This window comes from Pseudomonas oleovorans subsp. oleovorans (genome assembly GCF_002197815.1).
In the GTDB taxonomy this organism is placed as follows: domain Bacteria; phylum Pseudomonadota; class Gammaproteobacteria; order Pseudomonadales; family Pseudomonadaceae; genus Aquipseudomonas; species Aquipseudomonas oleovorans.
In genome coordinates, this window is sequence record NZ_NIUB01000027.1 from 1 (window position 1) to 22,678 (window position 22,678).

Here is a 22,678-nt window from a genome sequence, read left to right on the forward strand (position 1 = left end):
CCCTTGCCTCTGGCTAACACTTCCCCTTGCCGGGTGTGTAGAGGACTTTCACCTCCAAGTCGTCCAGTCCACCACCACAGTGAACCGAACAGCGCCAGTCACGGCGCTACGCGCCATGCCTGGCGCACAACGAAAACGCCGCTCGATTGAGCGGCGTTTTCATTTATTTGGAGCGGGAAACGAGACTCGAACTCGCGACCCCGACCTTGGCAAGGTCGTGCTCTACCAACTGAGCTATTCCCGCAATACAACTTGGTACAACAAAAATGGCGTCCCCTAGGGGACTCGAACCCCTGTTACCGCCGTGAAAGGGCGGTGTCCTAGGCCACTAGACGAAGGGGACCTTGGAACTTCGTTTGAAATCCTGCCGAAGCAGCATTTCCAAATTTTGGAGCGGGAAACGAGACTCGAACTCGCGACCCCGACCTTGGCAAGGTCGTGCTCTACCAACTGAGCTATTCCCGCATTACAGCTTAGAAGTGGCGTCCCCTAGGGGACTCGAACCCCTGTTACCGCCGTGAAAGGGCGGTGTCCTAGGCCACTAGACGAAGGGGACACACCCCGGAACATCAAGCAACTTTCCGGCTTCCTTCGCTCTGTTTCTAGCATTGCTCTGGAAGTGGCGCGCATTCTATGGAGCCTTTCGAGGGTCGTCAACCTCTCTCTAAAAAATTTTTAAAATCAAAGACTTCAGCCCATAAATCGATATGCCACTAGGAGCCATGCAGCCAAGCCACTACACTCGGTCGAAAAGTCGATTCTCGAGAGGTCCCAAGCAGTGTCCGCACTCGTGATAACCATGCTGATCGTCGGCGGCATCGCCCTGCTGATGGTGATTGCCTACATCAACCACGCCGTCGAGAACAGCAAGCTGGAGAAAGCGCGCCAGCGCGCTGATCTGCTCGACCGCATTCGTCGCTGCCAGGATATCTCCGAACGCATGCCTGGGCAGCTTATGACACCGCAGCTGAAGCTACTGCTGAGCCAGTTGCAGCTGCAAGTCAGCGAACGCCTGCTGCCGCTGGACAAGCAGAACACCAAACTGAAGACCGATATCGACACGCTCAAGGCCCAGGTCGCTCAAGGCGAATCCATTGCCGTGAAGAACCCGCCGCAGCCCATCGCCAACGAAGCCAAGGCCAAGGACGTGCGTTTCCTGCTGGAAAATCTGCATGCCCTGATCACCGGTTCGGTACAGGGCGGCCTGCTACCCGCGGGCGATGGCAAGCATTGGCTCAAGCAGATTCGTCAGATGCTGGTACTGGTGCATATCGAGTTCTTCAGCACCCTGGGCCAGACGGCCATGCAGCAGAATCAACCCGGCCAGGCCCGCCTGGCCTTCGAACGCGGCGTGCAATACCTGCGCAAGCAACCTGACCCGACCCCTTACCAGACGCAGCTCAAGCGTTTCGAAGAGCAATTGGCGCGCGCCAATGCCTTGGTGCTCAACAACAACGTACCCAACGCGGATGAACCCAGCCAGTTGACCGAAGGTCTGAAGGACCTGGAAGACGACTGGAAGAAGAAGAACATCTACGACTGAGCAGACGACCGCCTTCACTCAGTCAACCACGTTGACCGCCGAATAGGAGCTGTAATGAGCCTGACCGTTTACGGAGCACCCCTGTCTCCCTTCGTCCGCAAACTCTGCCTGTGCCTGATCGAAAAGGGCCTGGATTACGAGCTCGAGGTGGTCATGCCCTTCGGCCAGCCGGACTGGTTTCGCGAGCTCAATCCGCTAGGCCGGATTCCCGCCTTTCGCGATGGCGACCTGAAGCTGGCGGACTCCAGCGTCATCTGCCAATACCTGGAAGAGCGCTACCCTGAGCACATGCCGCTATATGGCGACGGTGCGGAGCAACGCGCCAAGGTACGCTGGCTGGAAAAATACGCGGACTACGAGCTGGCGCCGCTGTGTACCTTCACCGTATTTCGCAACCGCGTGCTGAAAGCCACCATGGGTCAGCCATGCGATGAGGAAAAGGTGCAGCAGACGCTCAGGGACAAGCTGCCCAACCACTTCGACTATTTCGAGGCCACGTTGGGTGACGCGCCCTACTTCCTTGGCGAACAACTGTCCATGGCCGACCTGGCGCTGGCCAGCCAACTGATCAACATGGAGCACGGCGGGGAAACCCTGGATGCCGGCCGCTGGCCGAACCTGCTGGCGCACTACGAGCGCATCAAGGCCCGCGCATCCACACAGCAACTGCTGCCGCGTGAACTGCGCACACTGGAGAAGATCGGCGCCAAGCGCTGACCACGCCCGCTTCACAGGGTGCGCCGTGCGCACCGATTGCGAAATCAGCTTCGACGACGTCTTAAACCAGCGGTGCGCGCGGCGCCCTAGCAGATCGAGTCTCCGCGCATCGCCAAAGGCGTATTCAGCAGTCGCTGGCGGCCAGGAATATCTCTGCCAGCGCTTCGATACCGGCCTGATCCACCTCGGTGAACCGCCCCACCGACGGACTGTCCAGATCCAGCACGCCGATCAGGCGCCCCTTCTTCACCAGAGGCACCACCAGCTCACTGTTCGATGCACTGTCGCAGGCAATGTGCCCCGGGAAGGCATGCACATCCTCGACTCGCTGGGTTTGCAGGCTGGCAGCCGCGGCGCCGCAGACACCACGACCGAAGGCGATGCGCACGCAGGCCACCTTGCCCTGGAACGGGCCGAGCACCAGCTCGCCATCCTTCGCCAGATAGAAGCCGGCCCAGTTCAGATCGGCCAGCTCGTGAAACAGGAAGGCGGAAAACTGCGCGGCATTGGCGATGAAGTCGCGCTCGCCGCTAAGCAATGCCTGCAATTGCGCACTCAGCAGCGGGTAACCATTGAGATCACCACCAGTCTGTGAAAGATCGATCATGCCTGTTGCTCCAGCAGTTGCAGCCCGACCCAGTGGCGGGCGAATTGATAGGCGCAGCGGCCATTGCGGTTACCACGACCCAGCGCCCAGCGAATGGCGGCTTTCTCCAGCGCCTCGTCCCAGCTCCAGTCGAGCCCGACCTGACGCGCCTGCACCTCTACCCAGTGGCGCACGACGAGCAGGAAGTGATCCTGAGTGAAGGGATAGAACGACAGCCACAGGCCAAAACGGTCGGACAGCGCGATCTTGTCCTCCACTGCCTCGTTGGGGTGCAGCTCGCCGTCTACCCTCTTCCAGTTCTCGTTGTCACTCTGATGCTCGGGGACCAGATGGCGGCGATTGGAGGTGGCGTACAGCAGCACATTATCCGGTGCCTGCTCCAACGAGCCGTCGAGCACGCTCTTGAGTACCCGGTAGTCGCCCTCGCCCGCTTCGAACGACAGGTCGTCGCAGAACAGCACGAAGCGTTGCGGCAAGCCGGCCAGCAGCTCGACCACGCGCGGCAGGTCGGCCAGATGATCGCGCTCGATCTCGATCAGGCGCAGGCCGGCTTTGGCGTGCTCGGCGAGCAGGGCACGCACCAGCGACGACTTGCCAGTGCCACGTGCGCCCCAGAGCAAGGCATGGTTGGCCGGCATGCCGCTGACGAACTGACGGGTGTTGCGCGCCAGTTGCTCGCGCTGGGCGTCCACGCCCAGCAGGTCGCTCAGCGACAGGTCGAGACTGACATCCAGTGGCAGCAGGTAGCCACTGCGACCATCACGTACCCAGCGTGTCGCCACGCACTTGCTCCAGTCCACCTCCGGACGTAGTGCAGGTAGCAGGGGCTCGATGCGCTCCAGCACCTGCTCGGCGCGGGCAAGAAAATCCAGTAACCGGGAATTCACGATCTACTACTCCTTTTGCGCAGAGCCGCAGGCTGCAGGCTCTGCCGGTACAGGGTCGCTATCAGGTATGCTTGGCAGGCGCCCAAGGATCAGAGAACACGCACGCCTGTATGGACATTTCGCTCACCAATCGCCTGTCGTTCAAACAGGCCGGCCTGACCGTCCTGGTGGCGTTTATCCTTGGTACGCTGCTGAGCGTCACCCAGGTGGCGGTCGATTATGCCAGCGAAGAGGCCTCCATCAACCGCGAGATTCGCGCGCTGCTGGAAATCAGCCACAACCCCGCCGCCCGTATCGCCTACAACATCGACGCGGAACTGGCGCAGGAGCTGGTCCTCGGCCTGCTACGCTCGCCCGCGGTGACCCGCGCCGAACTGATCGACAACAACGGCCTGGTGCTGGCCAGCGTCAGCCGTCCACGTAGCGAAAGCCGTTATCGGGTATTCAGCGACAGCCTGTTCGGGGCCCAGCGGCAGTTCCAGGACCCGCTCCACGTCAGCCATGCCCCCAACGAAGCCTTGGGCTTTCTGCGCCTGGAAGTCGACACCTACGCCTTCGGCAGTCACTTTCTCAGACGTTCGCTGCTGACTCTGCTCACCGGTTTCGCGCGCAGCCTGCTGCTGTCACTGATCCTGCTGGTGCTGTTCTATTTCATGCTGACCAAGCCCCTGACCGGGGTGATTCGTGCACTCAGCGAACGTAACCCGCAAGACCCGCAGCACCGCCCCGTGCCCTGCCCCAAAGGCCACGAGCGCGACGAGATCGGTACCCTGGTGGAGGTCACCAACCGCCAACTGTCGAGCATCGCCCAGGAGATCGAACAAAGGCGTAACGCCGAAGACCGCCTGACCCAGTACCTGAACGAACTGGAAAATATCGTCTCGGCGCGCACCGCCGAGCTCAAGGCCACCAACGCCCGCCTCAGCCAGTCCAACCGCGAACTGGAGGTGGCGCGTACCACCGCCCTGAACATGGCGCAGGCGCGCTCGGCCTTTCTCGCCAACATGAGCCACGAGATCCGCACGCCGCTCAACGGCCTGCTGGGCATGCTTGCGCTGGCTCTGGACGGCCCGCTCAGCGCCGAGCAGCGCCAGCAGCTGGGTATCGCCCATGACTCCGGCAAGGTGCTGGTGGAACTACTCAACGACATTCTCGACCTGTCCAAATTCGAAGCAGGCCAGCTCGAACTGGAGGAAATTCCCTTCGACCTCGGCGCCTTGGCCGAGGAAACCGCCAGCCTGCTGTCACAGAACGCCGCCAGTGCAGTCGAGCTGACCTGCCTGATCGACCCGGCACTGCCGACCCAGGTACTGGGCGACCCGACACGGGTGCGCCAGATCGTCAGCAACCTGCTGTCCAACGCGCTCAAATTCACCCGTTTCGGCCGCGTCGACCTGATCGTCGCCTGCTGTAAGGACGGCATCAGCATTCGCGTGCGCGATACCGGCATCGGCATCGCCGAAGACGCCCAGGCGCGCATCTTCCAGCCCTTCGCCCAGGCCGAAGTCGGCATCACCCGTGAGTACGGCGGCACCGGGCTCGGCCTGGCACTGACGCGGCGCCTGTGCGAAGCGATGCATGGCAAGCTGACGCTGCAGTCGAAAGAGGGCCTCGGCAGCGAGTTCTGCGCCAAACTGCCGCTACCCGCCCATGCGCAAGCCGGCTCACAACCTGTGCTGGACGGCCGCATCGTCGCGCTGACGCCGGCCAGCAGCGGCCTGCAGCAGATGCTCAGCCAGTGGCTGCCAGCCTGGGGCCTGAGTTATCAGCGCCTGGATACCGATGCCAGCCTGCACGGTGTGGATGCCGACCTGCTGATCAGTGATTGCCCGGAATGCCTGCTGGGTATGCGCCCGGCGATCAGCACGCCAATACTGCTGGTCACCGCCTATGGCAACTTCCTGCCGCACGAGCAGGCGCAGCGTCTCATGCCGCTGCTGCAGATCGCCCGCCCGCTGGCGCGCAATGGCCTGCTACAGGTGCTGCGGCACATCCTCCACAGCGACGACGGCGACCTGCACAACAGCGCCCAGGCGCGATCTGCGCGAGAAAGCACAGCGCGCGTGCTGCTGGTCGAAGACAACCCGGTCAACCAGATGGTCGCCAAAGGCATGCTGGCCAAGCTCGGCTACCAGGTGCTGGTCGCCGCACACGGCGCTGAAGCATTGGAGGTGCTGGAGCAGGAGCCCATCGATCTGATCCTGATGGACTGCAACATGCCGGTGATGGATGGCTACGAAGCCAGCCGACGCATCCGCAGCAATGGCCGCTGGCTGGAGTTGCCCATCGTCGCCCTGACCGCCAATGCACTGTCCGACGAGCGCGAGCGCTGCCGCGCTGCCGGCATGAACGATTACCTGGCCAAACCCTTCCGCCGTGAAGAACTGGCAGTCGTGCTCGACACCTGGCTGCCCGATGAGGTCAATCGCTGAGCCGAGCCAGCAGCCGATCCAGGCTGCGCCGCAGCCTTTCCATTTCCAGCAGATCCTGGTCACCGAACTGGCAGAGCAACTGCGCCTTGAGCGGCAGGACCTGCGCCTGCAGCGCCCTGCCAGCCTCGCTCAGGGCCAGATGCACCTCGCGCTCATCCGTCTGCGCGCGACGGCGCTGCACCAGCCCCAGCTGCTCCAGACGCTTGAGCAGCGGCGTCAGGGTGCCGGAGTCCAGCTGCAGGCGTTGCCCGAGTGCCTTGAGCGTCGGCGGCTCAGGCGCCCGCTCCTGCCACTCCCACAGCACCAGCATCACCAGGTACTGCGGGTAGGTCAGACCGAGGGCATCGAGCATCGGCTTGTAGGCGCGGATCACCGCACGCGAGGCGGCGTAAAGCTTGAAGCACAGCTGATTGTCCAGTTGCAGCCCGGCGGTGCCGAAAGCACTCATTTCAGCAGGGCCTCGATCTCGCTGCTCAGTTCTTCGGGCTTGGTGGTCGGAGCGAAGCGCTTGACCACCTTGCCGTCCTCGCCGATCAGAAACTTGGTGAAGTTCCACTTGATGCCCTGGCTGCCCAGCAGGCCCGGCGCGCGCTTCTTCAACTGCACGAACAGCGGGTGAGCATCGCTGCCATTGACGTCGACCTTCTTGAACAGTGGGAAGCTGACGCCGAAGTTCAGCTCGCAGAACTCGGAGATCGCGCCCTCGTCACCCGGCTCCTGCTTGCCGAATTGATTGCAGGGGAAACCGAGCACTACCAGCCCTTTGTCCTTGTATTGCTGCCAGACGCTTTCCAGCCCTTTGTACTGCGGGGTGAAGCCACATTTGCTGGCGGTGTTGACCACCAGCACAGCCTTGCCGCCGAAGTCGGCCAGAGTCTTCTGCTCGCCCTTGATGGTGGTGACCGGAATATCGAAAAGTGCGTTGCTCATGGGGAATCGTCCTGAATGGGCTTGAAGTGACGAATAAAGTAGCGAGCAATTAAATTGCATGCAATTTAATTAAGGCAAAATAAGGCATGCGAATACATGCTATCTCGTAGAGTGGGTTAGCGGCGCCGAATGCAGGGCGTCCAAACGCAGATGAACCCAGCGCGCTCGGATGGCCGCCCCACGTAACCCACCGGGCGATGGATCGCGTTGCACCGATGGTGGGTTATCGCGGGGCGGCCATCCGCCGCACCGGGCTTAGCACACTGTTCTGCAAGCGTGACAGGCGGCTAACCCACCCTACGAAACGGTGGCGCCCAGGGCTCGTACCAGAGCGGCCAGCGGCGCTGAATCGCCCTGAATACGTACGCGTAAGCCATCGATTTCGCGGCGCATGGGGTAGTGCTTGCGCAGTCGGTCGAAGCCGGCGCGACGGGTATCGGCATCGCCAACCAGGCTGCGGCGAAAGTCGGCATCATCGCGGCGCGGGTCGTATACCGCGCGGCAGATGCTGGCCAGGGCCCAGGCCGGGTCCGCGCTGCCGTCGATGCTCAGCTCGCTCAACCAGGGCGCCGGCAACAGATCGGCCAGGCTCACCTGCTCGGCCACGCCCAGCGCCCGGCAGCAGGCTTGATAGATCTGCGCCGTGCCGCGCAGCTTGCCGTCCAGGCTGTAGCCGGCAATGTGCGGCGTCGCCAGTTGGCACAGGGCGGCCAATTCGACATCGGCCTGCGGCTCGCCTTCCCAGACGTCCAGCACTACCTTCAGATCAGGCCGCTGTGGCAGCAGGCTGCGCAGCGCAGCGTTGTCCACCACGGCACCACGACTGGCATTGATCAGCCAGGTGCCGGGTTTGAGTGCGGCCAGCCGCGTCGTATCGAACAGATGGCGCGTCGAAGCATCCAGCGGCGTGTGCAGGCTGATCACATCGCATTCGTCGATGATCTGCTCCAGGCTGTCGAAGTCGCCTCCCTCGGCAGCCTGGCGCGGCGGGTCACACACCCGCACCTGCCAACCGAGACCACGCAACAGATTGACCAGGCGCCCACCGACCTGCCCCGCTCCGACTACGCCGTAGACACGCGCTGCCGGATCGACGCCCTCGCGCTCGGCCAGAGTCAGCACACTGCCCAGCACGTAATCCACCACGCCACGGGCGTTGCAACCAGGCGCACTGCTCCAGACGATGCCAACCTCAGCGAAGTAATCGAGATCCAGATGGTCGGTGCCGATAGTGCAGGTGCCAACGAAGCGCACTCGGCTGCCTTCGAGCAAGGCGCGGTTCACCTGGGTCACCGAACGCACCAGCAACAGATCGGCATCGCGCACGTCCTGTGCGGTGATGGCGCGCCCTGGCAGGCGGTGAATGGTGCCGAAGTCGGAGAAAAACTCATCGAGCAGGGGAATATTTTCGTCGGCGACGATATGCATGGCAGGCTCCATCGGGCAGGTCGCCATTCTAAGTCAGCCGACACCTCAGCGTCGCCCCACAGGCCGCCAGACAGAGGGGCAGATCGTACTTTCCTGACCGACACGTCAAAGCGTAGACTACGCGGTTTCCTGCTATCCCGAAGAATCGAAATGTCCACCGACACCCGCCTTGGCCGCGTGCGCACGGAACTGCGCAGCCTGCTCATCCTGGCCACGCCGATCATCATCGCCCAGTTGGCGCACACCGCCATGGGCTTCGTCGATACGCTGATGGCCGGGCGCGTCAGCCCGCAGGACCTGGCTGCGGTGGCGTTGGGCAACTCGATCTGGGTGCCGGTGTTCCTGTTGATGACCGGCATCCTGCTGGCCACCACACCCAAGGTGGCCCAGCGCTTCGGCGCAGGCGAAGAGGCCGACATCGGCCCGTTGGTGCGCCAGGCACTCTGGCTGGCGCTGGCCGTCGGCGGTAGTGCTGCGGCGCTGCTGTGGAACGCCGAGTTCATCCTGCGCACCATGAATGTCGACCCGGCGCTGATCACTCCGGCGATGGGCTATTTGCGCGCTGTGGCCCTGGGTTTCCCGGCTGTGGCGCTGTATCACGTGCTGCGCTGTTTCAGCGACGGCCTTGGTCATACGCGCCCGGCCATGGTGCTGGGCATTATCGGCCTGCTGCTGAACATCCCGGCCAACTACATCTTCATCTACGGCAAGTTCGGCCTGCCGGCCATGGGTGGCGTTGGCTGCGGCTGGGCGACCGCCCTGGTGATGGGTTTCATGCTGATCGGCATGCTGGCATGGGTGAAGTGGGCGCCCTACTACCGCAGCAGCGCGCTGTTTACCCACTTCGAATGGCCGCAGTGGACGGTGATCAAACGCCTGCTGAGCATCGGCGTGCCAATCGGCATCGCAGTGTTCGCCGAATCGAGCATCTTCGCGGTGATCGCCCTGCTGATCGGCGGCCTCGGCGCCACTGTGGTAGCCGGGCACCAGATCGCGCTCAACTTCAGCTCCATGGTGTTCATGATTCCCTACTCGCTGGCCATGGCCGCCACCGTGCGCGTCGGCCAGGCGCTGGGCCGTGGTCAGCCGCGTGAGGCGCGCTTCGCTGCCGGGGTAAGCATGGCGGCGGCGCTGGGCTACGCCTGCGTATCGGCCAGCCTGATGTTCCTGCTGCGCGAACAGATCGCGCAGATCTACACCCCGGACAAGACGGTGATCGCCGTGGCGGCAACGCTGATCGTCTATTCGGCGCTGTTCCAGTTCTCCGATGCCATCCAGGTGACCGCCGCAGGCGCGCTGCGTGGCTACCAGGACACGCGCATCACCATGTTGCTGACCCTGTTCGCCTATTGGGGCATCGGCCTGCCGGTGGGTTATGCGCTGGGGCTGTCCGACCTGTTCGGCGAACCCAGCGGCCCCAGTGGCCTATGGCAGGGGCTGGTGGTCGGGCTGACCTGCGCTGCCGCGATGCTCACCGTGCGCCTGGCGCGCAGCGCGCGCAAGCGCATCCGCCGGGCCGCCTGAGTCATTGGATAGGCAGGAAATCAGCTCTAGACTGAGCGCATGATTCGACCTGCCCTGCTCCTCTGCTTCCTTCTGCTCTCTGGCTGCGGCCCGGCCAACGATGGCCTGGCCCTGCAGAGCGATTACCTCGAACGCCTGCAGCGCTCGCTCGATGCACCGAACGTCAGCTCGTTGGATAGGCGCAGCATCAGTCAGTACCGCCTGCCAGCCCGGCGCGAGCGGCTTTCGGATATCCCCGAACTGCGCATCGGCCTGCTCGATCTGGTGATCGACGCGCGGCGCTGTCCGCACCTGCAGCAGTTGATCAGCCAGCGCAACAGCAGCCTGGGCAAGCAGCTGATGCCCAGCCAACGGCTGGGCTATGAAGGCGATCTGCTGCGCGCCATCGATGACTGCGTGCCGCATCTGCAGGAAGGCTCCAGCCTGAAAGACACGCTGCAGCGCCTGGCCGACGACAAGCGCCAGCAACTGCCCGCAGTATTCTGGAATGCCCTGAACGGCAGCCCGGAGTTCGAGAACTACCTGCGTTTCGCCGATAAGGCCTTGCCGGTGGACACGCCGGAAGACAGCGCCGCGCTGGACGCATTGCAGCGGCTGGCCAGCATCGGCGCCGCCCTGCCTGCACAGCTGCCGCCGAGTGCCGATCAGCTGGAACCGCTGTTCTTCGCCCTCTATGCCAGCGAACAGGGCAGCCAGTTGATCACCAGCCTGGCCAGCCTGCGCCACACCCTCGACGTTGGCAGCGAACTGCTGGAGCAACGCCAGCACAATCGCCCACTCTGCCCACTGGGCCAGGCGACGCCACGCGGGCGCATCCTGCAGAACATCTTCATCAAGTTCTACGCTGGCAGCCTGCAACCCTACCTGGCACAGGTCGACCAACGCGGCCGGGAGTGGCAGGCGGCGCTGCTGCAATTGCAGCGCATCGACGGTATTCCCACCGCCACCCGCGAGCACCTGCAGAGACTGGCCGGCGAGCAGGATTCGTTATGGCAGGATTTCCGCGCCGCCACGGCGCGTCACGTCAAGGCCTGGCAGACGCTACTGAACAGCTGCGGCCTGGCACCGGGACAGGCGGGATGGAACAGCGAAAGCTAGCAAACCGTAGGGCGGGTGCAACCCGCCATCGCGACCAACAACATCCGCTATTTGGCGGGTTGCACCCGCCCTACGAGATAACTGTCTAATCGGCCTTCTTGCGAATCCAGAGCCGTAGGGCGGACTCAGGAGCCCAAGCGAACAGTCCGCCAGAATATCTGGCACACCGCATACAACCGGCAGCTAATCGGCCTTCTTGCGAATCCAGTACAGGTAGGTGCCGTCTTCCTCGGCCTGGCCGAGCAGCTCGTGGCCAAGAAACACGCAGAACTTGGGAATATCACGACGGGTCGACGGATCGGTAGCGATCACCTTGAGCAGGCCGCCCGGCGACAGGTCGCGCACCTTGTTGTGCAGCATCATCACCGGCTCAGGGCAATTCAGGCCGCTGGCGTCGAGCAGGTCATCGTGATTGAGGGTCAGGGCTTCGGACATAAGGGGCTCCACAAACAGGCGCGCATTGTCGCGCAAAGCTGACCTTCAGGTCACCTACACGCAGATCATCACTTGCCATGCCGACGCAGATGGCAGGTCACTTCCTCACGGTCGTGATACAGCTGCTTGCAGCCGATGCTGACCTTCAGGCCCCGCTCGACCAGCCCCGACTCAATGCGATCGAGCAGGCGCCGCACTTCGGCGTAACGCTGCTTCATCGGCAGCTTGAGGTTGACCACCGCCTCGCGGCACAACCCCTCGCCCAGCCAGGTTTCGATCATCGCCGCCGTGCGCGCCGGTTTCTCGACGATATCGCAGACCATCCAGTGCACTGGATGCTGCGGGCGAAAGGTGAAGCCATCGGCGCGCTGGTGCACGACGAAGCCGGAGTACATCAGGCTTTCAGCCATCGGCCCGTTGTCCACGGCGGTAACGCGGATTTCCCGATTGACCAGTTGCCAGGTCCAGCCGCCTGGCGCAGCGCCCAGGTCAACGGCGGTCATGCCCGGCGCCAGGCGCTGATCCCACTGCTCGCGCGGGATGAAATGGTGCCAGGCCTCCTCCAGCTTGAGCGTGGAGCGGCTCGGCGCCTCGCGCGGGAACTTCAAGCGCGGAATGCCCATCGGCCACATCGCCTGGTTGTCCGCCTCGGCAATGCCGGCGAACACCTCACGGCCGCTCTTGAAGGTCAGCAGCAGACGCGGCTTCCTGGCGTCGTCCACCAGTTTGCCGGCCTTGAGCAAGGCCTTGCGCAGCGGCGCCTCGAACTTCTTGCAGAAGGTCGAGAGCTCCTTGCCGTCGTTGGTATCCACCACTTCCAACCACAGGCTGCCGCACACCGGGTAATCAGCCAGCGCCTCCAGCAACACGCTGATACGGTCACTTTCCGGCAGGATGACGTAGGCCCCGCGCGCCCATTGCCGCGGGAAGATCAGCTGATTGAAACGCACGCTGCGCATCAGCCGCTCGGCATCGGCCGCCTCGCTGCAGACGAACTCGGCGCACGCGCTGCCGGGCTTGGTCTTGGAGTAGCCCGCTACATCCAGGCGTGCGGCGAGGTCGGTGACCTCGCCGCAAACCTCCCCTTCGAAACCGGGGCGGCAATGCAGAAACAGGGTATTCATCAAAGGGTCTCCTCGAGGCCCGCATGATACCCGAGAGCGGAACCCAGAGCCGCTAAACCTGTCCAGCTACATATGCGCTGCCCACAGATAGGGAGCCGCCAGCCATCGCGTTTCGATGAGGCCCACCCCCCAGAACAGCTAGCGCATAGCAACCGATAAAGGATATGCGCTAGGGTCTGTTGCCGTTTCGCGCACAGCTCGCGTCGAAACGGCAACAGACCCTAGCCAGACTGCTCAAGCTGAACTAGCTTGAAGGTCTGCCGCCATCAGATACAGCCCGTACCGTGCGGGCCCAAGGAGATGTGCAATGCCCTCCCTCGATAGCCTGAACTGCCGCCGCGAACTGAAAGTCGGCGACGCCACCTACCACTACTTCAGCCTGCCCGAGGCCGCCCAGCGCCTCGGCAACATTGACCGCTTGCCCAAGTCGCTCAAGGTGCTGCTGGAAAACCTGCTGCGCAACGAAGACGGCCAGACCGTGCAGCCGCCGGATCTGCAAGCCATGGTCGACTGGCTCGACCAGCGCACCTCCGACCGCGAGATCCAGTACCGCCCGGCGCGCGTGCTGATGCAGGACTTCACCGGCGTGCCGGCGGTGGTCGACCTGGCCGCCATGCGCGACGCCATGGCCAAGGCCGGCGGCGACCCGCAGCGGATCAACCCGCTGTCGCCGGTGGACCTGGTCATCGACCACTCGGTGATGGTCGACAGCTACGCCTCCTCCAGCGCCTTCCACGACAACGTCGAGCTGGAAATGCAGCGCAACGGCGAGCGCTACGCCTTTCTGCGTTGGGGCCAACACGCCTTCGACAACTTCAGCGTGGTGCCGCCGGGCACCGGCATCTGCCACCAGGTCAACCTCGAGTACCTGGCGCGCACCGTATGGACCAAGGAGGAAGACGGCGTCACCCTCGCCTACCCCGACACCCTGGTCGGTACCGACTCGCACACCACCATGATTAACGGCCTCGGCGTGCTCGGCTGGGGCGTCGGCGGCATCGAGGCGGAAGCGGCCATGCTTGGCCAGCCGGTGTCGATGCTGATTCCCGAAGTGATTGGCTTCAAGCTCAGCGGCAAGCTGAAGGAAGGAATCACCGCCACCGACCTGGTGCTGACCGTCACCCAGATGCTGCGCAAGAAGGGCGTGGTGGGCAAATTCGTCGAGTTCTACGGCGACGGCCTGGCCGACCTGCCGCTGGCCGACCGCGCCACCATCGCCAACATGGCCCCGGAATACGGCGCCACCTGCGGTTTCTTCCCGGTGGACGAGATCACTCTCGGCTACCTGCGTCTGTCCGGCCGCCCGGAGGCCACCGTGCAACTGGTCGAGGCCTACAGCAAGGCCCAGGGGCTATGGCGCGAGCCAGGCGATGAGCCGCTGTTCAGCGGCAGCCTGAGCCTGGACATGGGCAGTGTCGAAGCCAGCCTGGCCGGGCCCAAGCGCCCGCAGGACCGCGTCCCGCTGGGCCAGGTCAGCCAGGCCTTCGATGACTTCCTCGGCCTGCAGCTCAAGCCAAGCGCCAAGGAAGAGGGTCGCCTGCTCAGCGAAGGCGGCAACAAGCAGAGCGGCGAAATCGACTATGAGGACGACGGCCATACCCATCGCCTGAAAGACGGCGCCGTGGTGATCGCTGCCATCACCTCCTGCACCAACACGTCCAACCCCAGCGTGATGATGGCCGCCGGCCTACTGGCCAAGAAAGCCGTGGAAAAAGGCCTGCAGCGCCAGCCCTGGGTGAAGAGCTCGCTGGCCCCCGGCTCCAAGGTGGTCACCGAGTACTTCAATGCTGCCGGCCTGACGCCCTACCTGGAGAAGCTCGGCTTCAACCTGGTGGGCTACGGCTGCACCACCTGCATCGGCAACTCCGGGCCGCTGCGCGAGCCCATCGAGAAAGCCATCACCCAGGCCGACCTGACCGTCGCTTCGGTGCTCTCCGGCAACCGCAACTTCGAGGGCCGCGTGCACCCGCTGGTGAAAACCAACTGGCTGGCCTCGCCCCCCCTGGTGGTGGCCTATGCCCTGGCCGGCAGCGTGCGCATCGACATGACCCGTGACGCCCTCGGCACCGGCAAGGACGGCCAACCGGTCTACCTCAAGGACATCTGGCCGACCCAGGCCGAGATCACCCAGGCCATCGCCCAGGTCGACACCGCCATGTTCCGCAAGGAATACGCCGAAGTCTTCACCGGCGACGAGAAATGGCAGGCCATTGCCGTGCCCAAGTCCGATACCTACGCCTGGCAAGGTGACTCCACTTATATCCAGCATCCGCCGTTCTTCGAGGACATCGCCGGCGATCCGCCACGTATCACCGATATCCGCCAGGCGCGCATCCTCGCCCTGCTCGGCGACTCGGTGACCACCGACCACATCTCGCCAGCCGGCAACATCAAGGCCGACAGCCCGGCCGGGCGCTATCTGCGCGATAACGGCGTGGCCCAGGCCGACTTCAACTCCTACGGCTCGCGCCGCGGCAACCATGAAGTGATGATGCGCGGCACCTTCGCCAACATCCGCATCCGCAACGAAATGCTCGGCGGCGAGGAAGGCGGCAACACCCTGCACGTGCCCAGCGGCGAGAAGCTGGCGATCTACGACGCAGCCATGCGCTACCAGGCCGAAGGCACACCGCTGCTGATCATCGCCGGCAAGGAATACGGCACCGGTTCCAGCCGCGACTGGGCGGCCAAGGGCACCAACCTGCTGGGGGTCAAGGCGGTGATCGCCGAAAGCTTCGAGCGCATCCACCGCTCCAACCTGGTGGGCATGGGTGTGCTGCCGCTGCAGTTCAAACCCGGTACCGACCGCACCAGCCTGAAACTGACCGGCAAGGAAGTGCTGGCCATCGAAGGGCTGGAAGGCGTGGAGCTGCGCCCGCAGATGCCCCTGACGCTGATCATCACCCGTGAAGACGGCACGCATGAGGAAGTCGAAGTGCTGTGCCGCATCGACACCCTCAACGAGGTCGAGTACTTCAAGGTTGGCGGCATCCTGCACTACGTGCTGCGCCAGATGATCGCCAACTGATGCACCTGCCCTGCCGCGCCACGCGGCAGGGCCTCACCGTCGGGCCAAGGACGGCTCATGCCGTGACAAAAATGTGACGTCACTCAAAAAATTGCCGGGAGCAATTTTTGACGTCGCTCCGCGACGGCCCGCAGGGTGGCCGCCATGGACGGCGGGCCACAAAAAGCGTTTACACTCGCCAAAACGCACTCACCCCTCAACTTTGCCGTCCGTCGGCCGATGACAGGGCATTACAACGACGGATACCTGCCATGCGTAACAACCAGCCGGTCACTCAGCGTGAGCGCACTTTTCCTGCGCAACAACGCCTGATATCCACCACCGATCTCAAAGGGCAAATCACCTACTGCAACGACGCCTTCGTCGACATCAGCGGCTTCAGTCGTGAAGAACTGCTGCGCGCGCCACACAACATCGTGCGCCACCCGGACGTTCCATCGGCCGTGTTCGAGCATATGTGGACGACCCTGAAGAAGGGCCGCCCATGGATGGGTATCGTCAAGAACCGCAGCAAGAATGGCGACCATTACTGGGTCAACGCCTATGTCACACCCATCACCGAAAATAACCAGGTCGTGGGCTACGAGTCCGTTCGGGTCAAGCCGACCGCCGAACAGATACGTCGTGCCGAGACGCTGTATCGACGCATCAACACCGGCAAGTCTGCCGTACCGGCCAGCAACCAGTGGCTGCCCGTCGTGCAGGCCTGGATGCCCTTCATCCTGGTCAGTCAGATCGGTTTTCTCATCGGCCACTGGATGGGCAGCAACTGGGGCTTCATCCTCGCTGCCGTGCTCTCCGTGCCGCTGGGTCTGGCTGGCATCGCCTGGCAGACGCGCGGCGTCAAACGCCTGCTGCGCCTTGCCGAGCAAACCACCTCTGACCCGCTGATCGCGCAGATGTACACCGACAGCCGCGGCGCCGAAGCACGCCTGGAAATGGCCATGCTCAGCCAGGAAGCGCGCCTGAAAACCTGCCTCACCCGCCTGCAGGACACAGCCGAACAACTGACCCTGCAAGCGCGTGAAGCCGACAAGCTGGCGCACAACAGCTCGGCCGGCCTCGAGCGCCAGCGCAGCGAGACCGAGCAGGTCGCCACCGCCGTCAACGAAATGGCCGCCACCACCCTGGAAGTCGCCAGCAACGTCGCCCGCGCCGCCATCGCCACCCAGGAAGCCAACCGCCTGACCAGCGAAGGTCGCACCATCGCCGCGGAAACCCGCGAAGCTATCCAGCGCCTGTCGCAATCGGTAGGCGATACCGGCGAAACCGTGACCCGCCTGGCCCAGGACAGCAGCGAAATCGGCGGCGTGGTCGACGTGATCAAAGGCATCGCCGACCAGACCAACCTGCTCGCCCTCAATGCCGCCATCGAAGCTGCTCGCGCTGGCGAGATGGGCCGCGGCTTCGCTGTAGTGGCTGACGAGGTGCGCTCGCTGGCGCAACGCACCGCCGAGTCCACCGAACAGATCCACGCCCTGATCGCCAAACTGCAGCGCACTGCCGAAGAGGCCGTGCTGACTATGGAAATCGGCCGCAAGCAGGCCGACGAAGGCGTCGAGCGCGTGCTGCAGGCTGATCAGGCGCTGGCCGGCATCAGCGACTCGGTGGCCAATATCGCCGACATGGCCAACCAGATCGCCGCAGCGGCGGAAGAGCAAAGCGCCGTCGCCGACGAGATCAACCAGAACATCACCACCATCGCCCAACTGGCCGACCAGACCGCCGGCGAAGCCAACGATACCGCCAAACTCAGCGAAGCCCTGACCAACACCGCACAGGGCCAATACGCCCTGGTCGAACGCTTCAACCGCTGAAACAAAAGGCGCAGCGGCTCACCGCTGCGCCTCCCCTCCCCGCCCTGCTTTTTGTAGGAGCGAGCTTGCTCGCGATCTTCCCTACGCCGTTCCCATCCGTCCCCGCTTTCACCGTAATTGCCAATTGCCAGCAATTATCTGACATGGTGTATAACCCCCAAACACATTAAAAGCCAGGTGGCGGTGACTCCTAACTAGTTTTTGCTGGTGAGCATTGCCTTCACGGATACGGATGCCATTTATGAACTCAGAGGCCGCTACAACCATCCACGGACGGCAAAACCTATCTAGTGATTGAACACGATAACGGTGGTGGCTGTGGAGCGCTCTCGGTAGACGACGAACACTGGCCTCATCAGCTTCACGAGGTCGGGGAGATAATGCCCGGAACGCGCACGATCAAGTGCGGTGGGGAAATCGATATCGAGATCAAGCCCGGCAACATCTACTACTTCAATTATTGGGGCCCGTAGGCGCTGGAAAAATCGGCGCTCACGCGCTTTAGAGCCTGGCACTGCAAAGGCTTCGCCCCGGGGCGGGGGGCTCCTACCGCATGGCGTCCAATAACCCTTGTAGGAGCAGCGCCGCTCAGGGAATAGGCTCTCGCGTGACGGCGATGTATCGGTTAACCGCACGACGATGCCATATCTCCAAACGATGAGAGATCTCCTGCCAGGCCAGAAGCAACAGAGCTATTGTTACCCGCTCTTTGGGGACGTCAAAGCCCAGCCAGTTTCAGCCAGTGCGCGTAGAAACCCTCGGCCACCTGATTCAGTAACCTGACCTTCTCGCTCAGACCTTCGCGCATCTCGGCGATGCTCTGCTGACTGGGCTGGCTAGCATCGAGCAGATGTGCCCAGTCGTCGAGCCAGAGTTCGATCAACGCCTCGGTCATTTCCGGATGCCCTTGCAACGCCAACACCTTGTCACCCCAGGCGAAGGCCTGGTTGTCGCACCAGCGGCTGCACAGCAGGGGCTGGGCGCCGTCTGGCAGCGCGAAAGTGTCGCCATGCCACTGGAAAATGCTGCACGCTTCAGGCAAATGCGCCAACCAGGGGCTATCGGCTGTTTCTGAGCGACGCTGAATACTCTGCCAACCGACCTCGGTGTAGGGCATACGGCGGATAGTGGCACCCAGTGCCTTGGCCAGCAGTTGGCCGCCCAGGCAGTGACCAATGATGGGAATGTCGCGCTCGATAAAACGCTGCAGCGCAGCCACTTCGTCGGCGATCCAGGCCAGTGGGTCGTTGACGCTCATCGGCCCGCCCATCACGGCAACCGCCTTGGGTCGCTCCAGGTCGTAACCGCGCAGTTCACCCAGATCGACACGCAACACGTCGAAGCTGCAGCCACGCACCTGCAGCACCTGCGCCAGATGGGCTGGCGGGCAATAATCGATATGAGTCAGGATCAGAACATCGGCCATGAGCACCTCCGCCGCGAAGTCTGCGCGAGAAGGATTGGCAAGTCGAGGTAGGCTGGGGTTTGAAGCCATCGGCCGGCCAGCCGGCCGATGGTCTGAGCGGATGGACGCCGCTGCATCCACATTTGAGGATGTCCTGAAAAAGCCGGCTATCGTCACTCCCGCGAAGGCGGGAGCCCAGATAATTCGCTGGTTCTGGATGCCCGCCTGCGCGGGCATGACAATTTTTTCAGTGTTTCCCTAACGCATGGCTGACGCTTTCACCTCCTGGGTAACGCCCCAGCCATCCATCTTGCCGCCCAGCGGGACGACGATGGACTCCAGGTCATGTTCAAAGGCGCCGATACCGGCATGGGTGGCGTACATCACTTTGCTGATTTGCAGGTGCCATATACCGTCCTCGCGGGCGAATATCTGGGCGTTGAGCGACTCGCCGCGAAAGTTTCTGGCCGCCATTCTGGCCCGTTCTTCGTCGGGAAAGATGGCGTAGAACTCGATCGGGTGAAACTGGGCGAAGTCGAATCCCCCTTCTTTCATCCGACGCAGCACCGACGTGCTGGAGTCTTCGTGGAAGGCTGTGCTCATAAACGACCCCCTCTCAGGCTATGGATGGATTAACCGCTTTCCCAATACGACCGTCCTAGGTACGGTGTCGCGGCCTCTACCGGAAACCTCTGAAAACACCCTGCGTTTACAGAAGCATCCAAGTGACGCCACCCCGAGAATCGAGCTGGTGCTCGATGTGTCTACTGCAAGCGTATCGACGACTGCCCGACAGAACGCCGGGCTGAAAACCGTCACCCCAAGAGTAGCCGCTAAACGCGAGATTGGCGTCGCCCAGAAAGCCTTTGTGACAAAGCCGACGACCGACGGCAATTGGCCAGCCTGCATGCCTCGCCGGAACGCACGGGCGACTCAGCCAGGCCATCAGCAACCTGTTGATCAAGCCCAGCGTGATCTACCCAGGGCTGAACACCAGGCCGAATTGCAGCCCCACCGGGCGATGCACGGTGCTGCCGTGGGCCTGCTTCCAGGCTGCTTCGGCGATCTGCTCGGCCTCCAGACGCACGCCGAGACGGCGCATCACCGGCGGACGCTTCGCCTGGCTGCGGACCATCGGCGTGTCGACGAATGGCGGCATCAGATCCCCCACGCGAATGCCGTATTCACGCCACTCCAGCTCCAGCGCCTCGGTAAGCCCACGCACGACGAACTTGCTGGCCGAGTAGCTGGCCAGTTGCGGCACGCCATAGAGCGCCGAGGCCGAGCCCATGTTGATCACTTGCGCCGCTGACGTGACCTTGAGATAGGGATAGGCCGCATGGCAAAGATTGAGCACGCCGAGCACATTGATCTGTACCTGGCGCGTGTGCTGCTCCAGCTCGATATCGGCGAAGGCACCGGTGCGCAGAATGCCTGCGCCATTGAACAGCAGGCGCAACTGACCGCCGCTCAGCGCGCAGAAATCGCCCAGCGCGGCCTTCACTGCTGCGGCCTCGACCACATCCAGCGGCGCATGCCACGCGCCGCCCAGCTCGGCGACCAGCGCCTTTTCATCGACATCGAGCAGTCCGACACGCCAGCCCCGTGTGTGAAACAGTCGCGCGGTGGCGGCGCCAATGCCCGATGCAGCACCGCTGATGAGGATGCTGCTCATCACAAGCCCCGTTCACGGAGAAAGGCCGCCACGCGGGCAATGGCGTAATCTGCCGTACGCAACATGCCGACGTGCGCCTGGAACACGTGCCACAGCCCCGGATAACGCTCCAGGCGCACGTTCACCCCGGCCGCCTTGGCGCGCTCGGCCAGACGCAGGCTGTCGTTGAGCAGCAACTCGTCTTCGCCCACCTGAATCAGCTTCGGCGGCAGTTGGCTGAGGTCGGCGAACACCGGTGACATGCCCGGGTCGTTGCGCGGCAGGTCAGCCGGGCAATACAGATCGGCAGCCTGTTCGATCCAGCTGGGGTGGATCAGTGGATCGCCGGCGTGCGGCTCGTGCATCTGCTCGCCAGTGAAATCGGTGGCCGGCGAAAAGCACACCAGCGCGGCGGGCGCCGGCAGACCGAGTTCGATGATGCGCAGGCAGCCGACCAGGCTCAGGTTGCCCCCCGCCGAGTCGCCGCCAATGGCAATCTGTTCGGCTCTATAGCCGGCCGCCAACAATGCCTGGTAAGCCGCCACCACATCATCGCGCGCCGCCGGATAGGGATGCTCCGGCGCCAGTCGGTAATCCAGCGCGCAGACCTCCAGGACACCACGCTTGGCCAGGCTGGCGCAGATGCCCCGGTGCGTATCCGGCCCGCCGATCATGAAGGCGCCACCATGCAGATAGAGCAGTTGCTAGGGTCTGCGCGCCAGAGGCTCAGCACGCGGACGCAGGGGCAAAGCCAGAATCAGCCCTTCGCCCGACGCCGGAAAGATGCCGGTCAGGGCGGTGATATTGACCTGATGAGAAATCAGCACCAACGGCGCGCCAGCAGGCAATTGGTTGATCGAGCGAATCAGCTCCGCCGTCTGCTCGGCACCATCCTCGGGCGTGCCGAAGAACGAATCCAGCGCAGCCAATGGTTGTACCGGGCCGCGCTGCATGTTGCTGGCCGTGTCCAGCGCGCGGCACCAGCGACTGCTGAGAAGCCGCGGCTGTTCGATCCCCTGACGCGCGAGCAACTCGCCCCAGCGCCGGGCCTCGGCACGCCCTTGAGCGTTGAGGTTGCGCTGGGTTTCGCATTGTCCCAGGCGAAAGTTCGCCGGGTCGCCCGTACCCGGCGCGGTGGCGTGACGCATGAGTATCAGCGCACGACCTTCGCGCAATGCCTGCTAGGCGTCGGCGTTATCTGCCGCCACACTGAACAGCGGCAGCAGTACCAAGTCCAGCAGCCATAGACGCCTCATATTCTGACGTTGCCGCGCGGCCCCATCAGCGCCCAGATGATCAGGCCGATCACCGGCAACAGCACGATCAGCAGAATCCATAGAATCTTGATTCCAGTTTCCGCGTTGCTTTTGACCACGTTGATGATGGCCCAGATATCCAGGGCCAGGATGACCAGGCCGAGCAGCCCATTGAAGGTGGAACCCATGACGACACTCCTGTCTGAAAGGTTGCCTGCATAGGATAGTCGTTGATTGGCTGGGGTTCCCTCAGTCCCCCAGGCGCGGAAAGCGGCTGGCGATATCGTCGCCCGTCCGCTCTGGCGTCTCGTCGCCAAGGCTCAGGCGCAGAGCCAGCACGTGCGGTTCTTCACCTAGGTCGAACCAGTGCCGAGTGCCGGCCGGCAGCGTCAGCAGGTCGCCACGCTCCCCCTGCAGCACATACACGTAGCCATCCAGGTGCACGCTGAGCTGGGCGAAACCACCCAGGAACAACCAGGTACTGGCGCTAGACTGCACTTGCTCGTCCAAATACCGAGCGCGCAGCTCCAGTTTCTGCGGATGATTGCGCTGCAGGTTGAACAGCTCCTGCTGCACATAGCCTTCCTTGCCCAGGAACGCCTGCAGCCACAGACCGTAGGCAGCGTCGAACTCGGCCTGCTCGCAACCAGGGCGCAACGCAGCCGGCAATTCCACCTGGCGATAGTCGATGTCCACCGCGGACAGGGTGCTGGCGATATCGTCGGCGTGGTTGAGAACCTTGTTCGGCAGTTCCGGGGAGGTGTGCGGGTAGACGGCGAGGCTGCTCATGGAG

Annotated in this window: 21 protein-coding genes and 4 tRNA genes; 7 read left to right on the forward strand and 18 right to left on the reverse strand. The window is 63.3% G+C overall.

Annotation, left to right across the window (positions count from 1 at the left end):
• Positions 1–168 precede the first annotated feature (168 nt).
• From PSOLE_RS15910 to PSOLE_RS15925, 4 genes are all read right to left on the reverse strand, one after another.
• A tRNA-Gly gene (locus PSOLE_RS15910) sits at positions 169–244 on the reverse strand.
• A 23-nt stretch (positions 245–267) separates the two neighbouring features.
• Positions 268–343 (reverse strand) — tRNA-Glu (locus tag PSOLE_RS15915).
• A gap of 46 nt (positions 344–389) precedes the next feature.
• A tRNA-Gly gene (locus PSOLE_RS15920) sits at positions 390–465 on the reverse strand.
• 15 nt (positions 466–480) lie between these two features.
• Positions 481–556, reverse strand: a tRNA-Glu gene (locus PSOLE_RS15925).
• Between the two features lie 243 nt (positions 557–799).
• Here PSOLE_RS15925 and PSOLE_RS15930 point away from each other — a divergent pair.
• Both PSOLE_RS15930 and PSOLE_RS15935 read left to right on the forward strand, forming a co-directional pair.
• Positions 800–1,543, forward strand: coding sequence for a hypothetical protein (locus tag PSOLE_RS15930; protein ID WP_074857950.1), 744 nt, complete (start codon positions 800–802; stop codon positions 1,541–1,543).
• 54 nt (positions 1,544–1,597) lie between these two features.
• On the forward strand, positions 1,598–2,260 hold the full coding sequence (locus PSOLE_RS15935; protein WP_017679260.1) for a glutathione S-transferase family protein: 663 nt from the start codon (positions 1,598–1,600) through the stop codon (positions 2,258–2,260).
• Between the two features lie 124 nt (positions 2,261–2,384).
• Here PSOLE_RS15935 and PSOLE_RS15940 read toward each other — a convergent pair whose 3' ends face one another.
• Positions 2,385–2,867 (reverse strand): GAF domain-containing protein, encoded by a 483-nt coding sequence (locus PSOLE_RS15940; protein WP_003460901.1) that lies wholly within the window; start codon positions 2,865–2,867, stop codon positions 2,385–2,387.
• Positions 2,864–3,754, reverse strand: a complete 891-nt coding sequence (locus PSOLE_RS15945) for an ATP-binding protein (RefSeq protein WP_003460900.1) — start codon at positions 3,752–3,754, stop codon at positions 2,864–2,866. The genes PSOLE_RS15940 and PSOLE_RS15945 overlap by 4 nt, the downstream gene beginning before the upstream one ends.
• Before the next feature lie 110 nt (positions 3,755–3,864).
• Between PSOLE_RS15945 and PSOLE_RS15950 the strand changes: the two genes are divergently transcribed.
• The gene (locus PSOLE_RS15950) at positions 3,865–6,186 is read left to right on the forward strand and encodes a response regulator (protein ID WP_074857947.1); all 2,322 of its coding nucleotides are present in this window, start codon (positions 3,865–3,867) and stop codon (positions 6,184–6,186) included.
• Here the strand turns inward: PSOLE_RS15950 and PSOLE_RS15955 are convergent.
• From PSOLE_RS15955 to pdxB, 3 genes are all read right to left on the reverse strand, one after another.
• The gene (locus PSOLE_RS15955) at positions 6,176–6,634 is read right to left on the reverse strand and encodes a MarR family winged helix-turn-helix transcriptional regulator (RefSeq protein ID WP_074857943.1); all 459 of its coding nucleotides are present in this window, start codon (positions 6,632–6,634) and stop codon (positions 6,176–6,178) included. The genes PSOLE_RS15950 and PSOLE_RS15955 overlap by 11 nt on opposite strands.
• The gene (locus tag PSOLE_RS15960) at positions 6,631–7,116 is read right to left on the reverse strand and encodes a glutathione peroxidase (protein ID WP_017679255.1); all 486 of its coding nucleotides are present in this window, start codon (positions 7,114–7,116) and stop codon (positions 6,631–6,633) included. Before PSOLE_RS15960 ends, PSOLE_RS15955 begins: the two co-directional genes overlap by 4 nt.
• A gap of 297 nt (positions 7,117–7,413) precedes the next feature.
• The gene (pdxB, locus tag PSOLE_RS15965) at positions 7,414–8,544 is read right to left on the reverse strand and encodes a 4-phosphoerythronate dehydrogenase PdxB (RefSeq protein WP_074857940.1); all 1,131 of its coding nucleotides are present in this window, start codon (positions 8,542–8,544) and stop codon (positions 7,414–7,416) included.
• 150 nt (positions 8,545–8,694) lie between these two features.
• Between pdxB and PSOLE_RS15970 the strand changes: the two genes are divergently transcribed.
• Both PSOLE_RS15970 and PSOLE_RS15975 read left to right on the forward strand, forming a co-directional pair.
• Positions 8,695–10,068: an MATE family efflux transporter gene (locus PSOLE_RS15970; protein WP_074857937.1), complete on the forward strand. Its 1,374-nt coding sequence runs from the start codon at positions 8,695–8,697 to the stop codon at positions 10,066–10,068.
• A gap of 39 nt (positions 10,069–10,107) precedes the next feature.
• Positions 10,108–11,166 carry a DUF3080 domain-containing protein gene (locus PSOLE_RS15975; protein WP_074857934.1) on the forward strand — a complete coding sequence of 353 codons (1,059 nt, stop codon included), beginning with the start codon at positions 10,108–10,110 and terminating at the stop codon, positions 11,164–11,166.
• 183 nt (positions 11,167–11,349) lie between these two features.
• On the opposite strand, the gene tusA is transcribed toward PSOLE_RS15975, so the two are convergent.
• Together tusA and rlmM are read right to left on the reverse strand one after the other, a co-directional pair.
• Positions 11,350–11,601, reverse strand: a complete 252-nt coding sequence (gene tusA, locus PSOLE_RS15980) for a sulfurtransferase TusA (protein ID WP_003460892.1) — start codon at positions 11,599–11,601, stop codon at positions 11,350–11,352.
• Positions 11,602–11,669: 68 nt separating this feature from the next.
• A complete protein-coding gene (gene rlmM / locus PSOLE_RS15985; RefSeq protein WP_074857932.1) occupies positions 11,670–12,725 on the reverse strand; it encodes a 23S rRNA (cytidine(2498)-2'-O)-methyltransferase RlmM in 1,056 nt (351 codons plus the stop codon).
• A 307-nt stretch (positions 12,726–13,032) separates the two neighbouring features.
• Between rlmM and acnA the strand changes: the two genes are divergently transcribed.
• Positions 13,033–15,753, forward strand: coding sequence for an aconitate hydratase AcnA (gene acnA, locus PSOLE_RS15990; protein ID WP_074857930.1), 2,721 nt, complete (start codon positions 13,033–13,035; stop codon positions 15,751–15,753).
• 251 nt (positions 15,754–16,004) lie between these two features.
• Entirely contained in the window at positions 16,005–17,570 is a 1,566-nt protein-coding gene (locus tag PSOLE_RS15995) for a methyl-accepting chemotaxis protein (protein WP_074857927.1), read from the forward strand.
• Between the two features lie 718 nt (positions 17,571–18,288).
• Here the strand turns inward: PSOLE_RS15995 and PSOLE_RS16005 are convergent.
• From PSOLE_RS16005 to PSOLE_RS16040, 7 genes are all read right to left on the reverse strand, one after another.
• A complete protein-coding gene (locus PSOLE_RS16005) occupies positions 18,289–18,996 on the reverse strand; it encodes a type 1 glutamine amidotransferase (RefSeq protein ID WP_074857925.1) in 708 nt (235 codons plus the stop codon).
• A gap of 237 nt (positions 18,997–19,233) precedes the next feature.
• Positions 19,234–19,578 (reverse strand): ribonuclease E inhibitor RraB, encoded by a 345-nt coding sequence (locus PSOLE_RS16015; RefSeq protein WP_003460887.1) that lies wholly within the window; start codon positions 19,576–19,578, stop codon positions 19,234–19,236.
• Between the two features lie 373 nt (positions 19,579–19,951).
• Positions 19,952–20,650: an SDR family oxidoreductase gene (locus PSOLE_RS16020; protein ID WP_074857922.1), complete on the reverse strand. Its 699-nt coding sequence runs from the start codon at positions 20,648–20,650 to the stop codon at positions 19,952–19,954.
• Entirely contained in the window at positions 20,650–21,330 is a 681-nt protein-coding gene (locus PSOLE_RS16025; protein WP_371821418.1) for an alpha/beta hydrolase, read from the reverse strand. The genes PSOLE_RS16020 and PSOLE_RS16025 overlap by 1 nt, the downstream gene beginning before the upstream one ends.
• Before the next feature lie 3 nt (positions 21,331–21,333).
• Positions 21,334–21,804, reverse strand: a complete 471-nt coding sequence (locus PSOLE_RS16030; RefSeq protein WP_244597264.1) for a histidine phosphatase family protein — start codon at positions 21,802–21,804, stop codon at positions 21,334–21,336.
• A 77-nt stretch (positions 21,805–21,881) separates the two neighbouring features.
• The gene (locus PSOLE_RS16035) at positions 21,882–22,073 is read right to left on the reverse strand and encodes a PLDc N-terminal domain-containing protein (protein ID WP_003460883.1); all 192 of its coding nucleotides are present in this window, start codon (positions 22,071–22,073) and stop codon (positions 21,882–21,884) included.
• A 61-nt stretch (positions 22,074–22,134) separates the two neighbouring features.
• The gene (locus PSOLE_RS16040; RefSeq protein WP_074857916.1) at positions 22,135–22,674 is read right to left on the reverse strand and encodes an acireductone dioxygenase; all 540 of its coding nucleotides are present in this window, start codon (positions 22,672–22,674) and stop codon (positions 22,135–22,137) included.
• Positions 22,675–22,678: the final 4 nt, after the last annotated feature.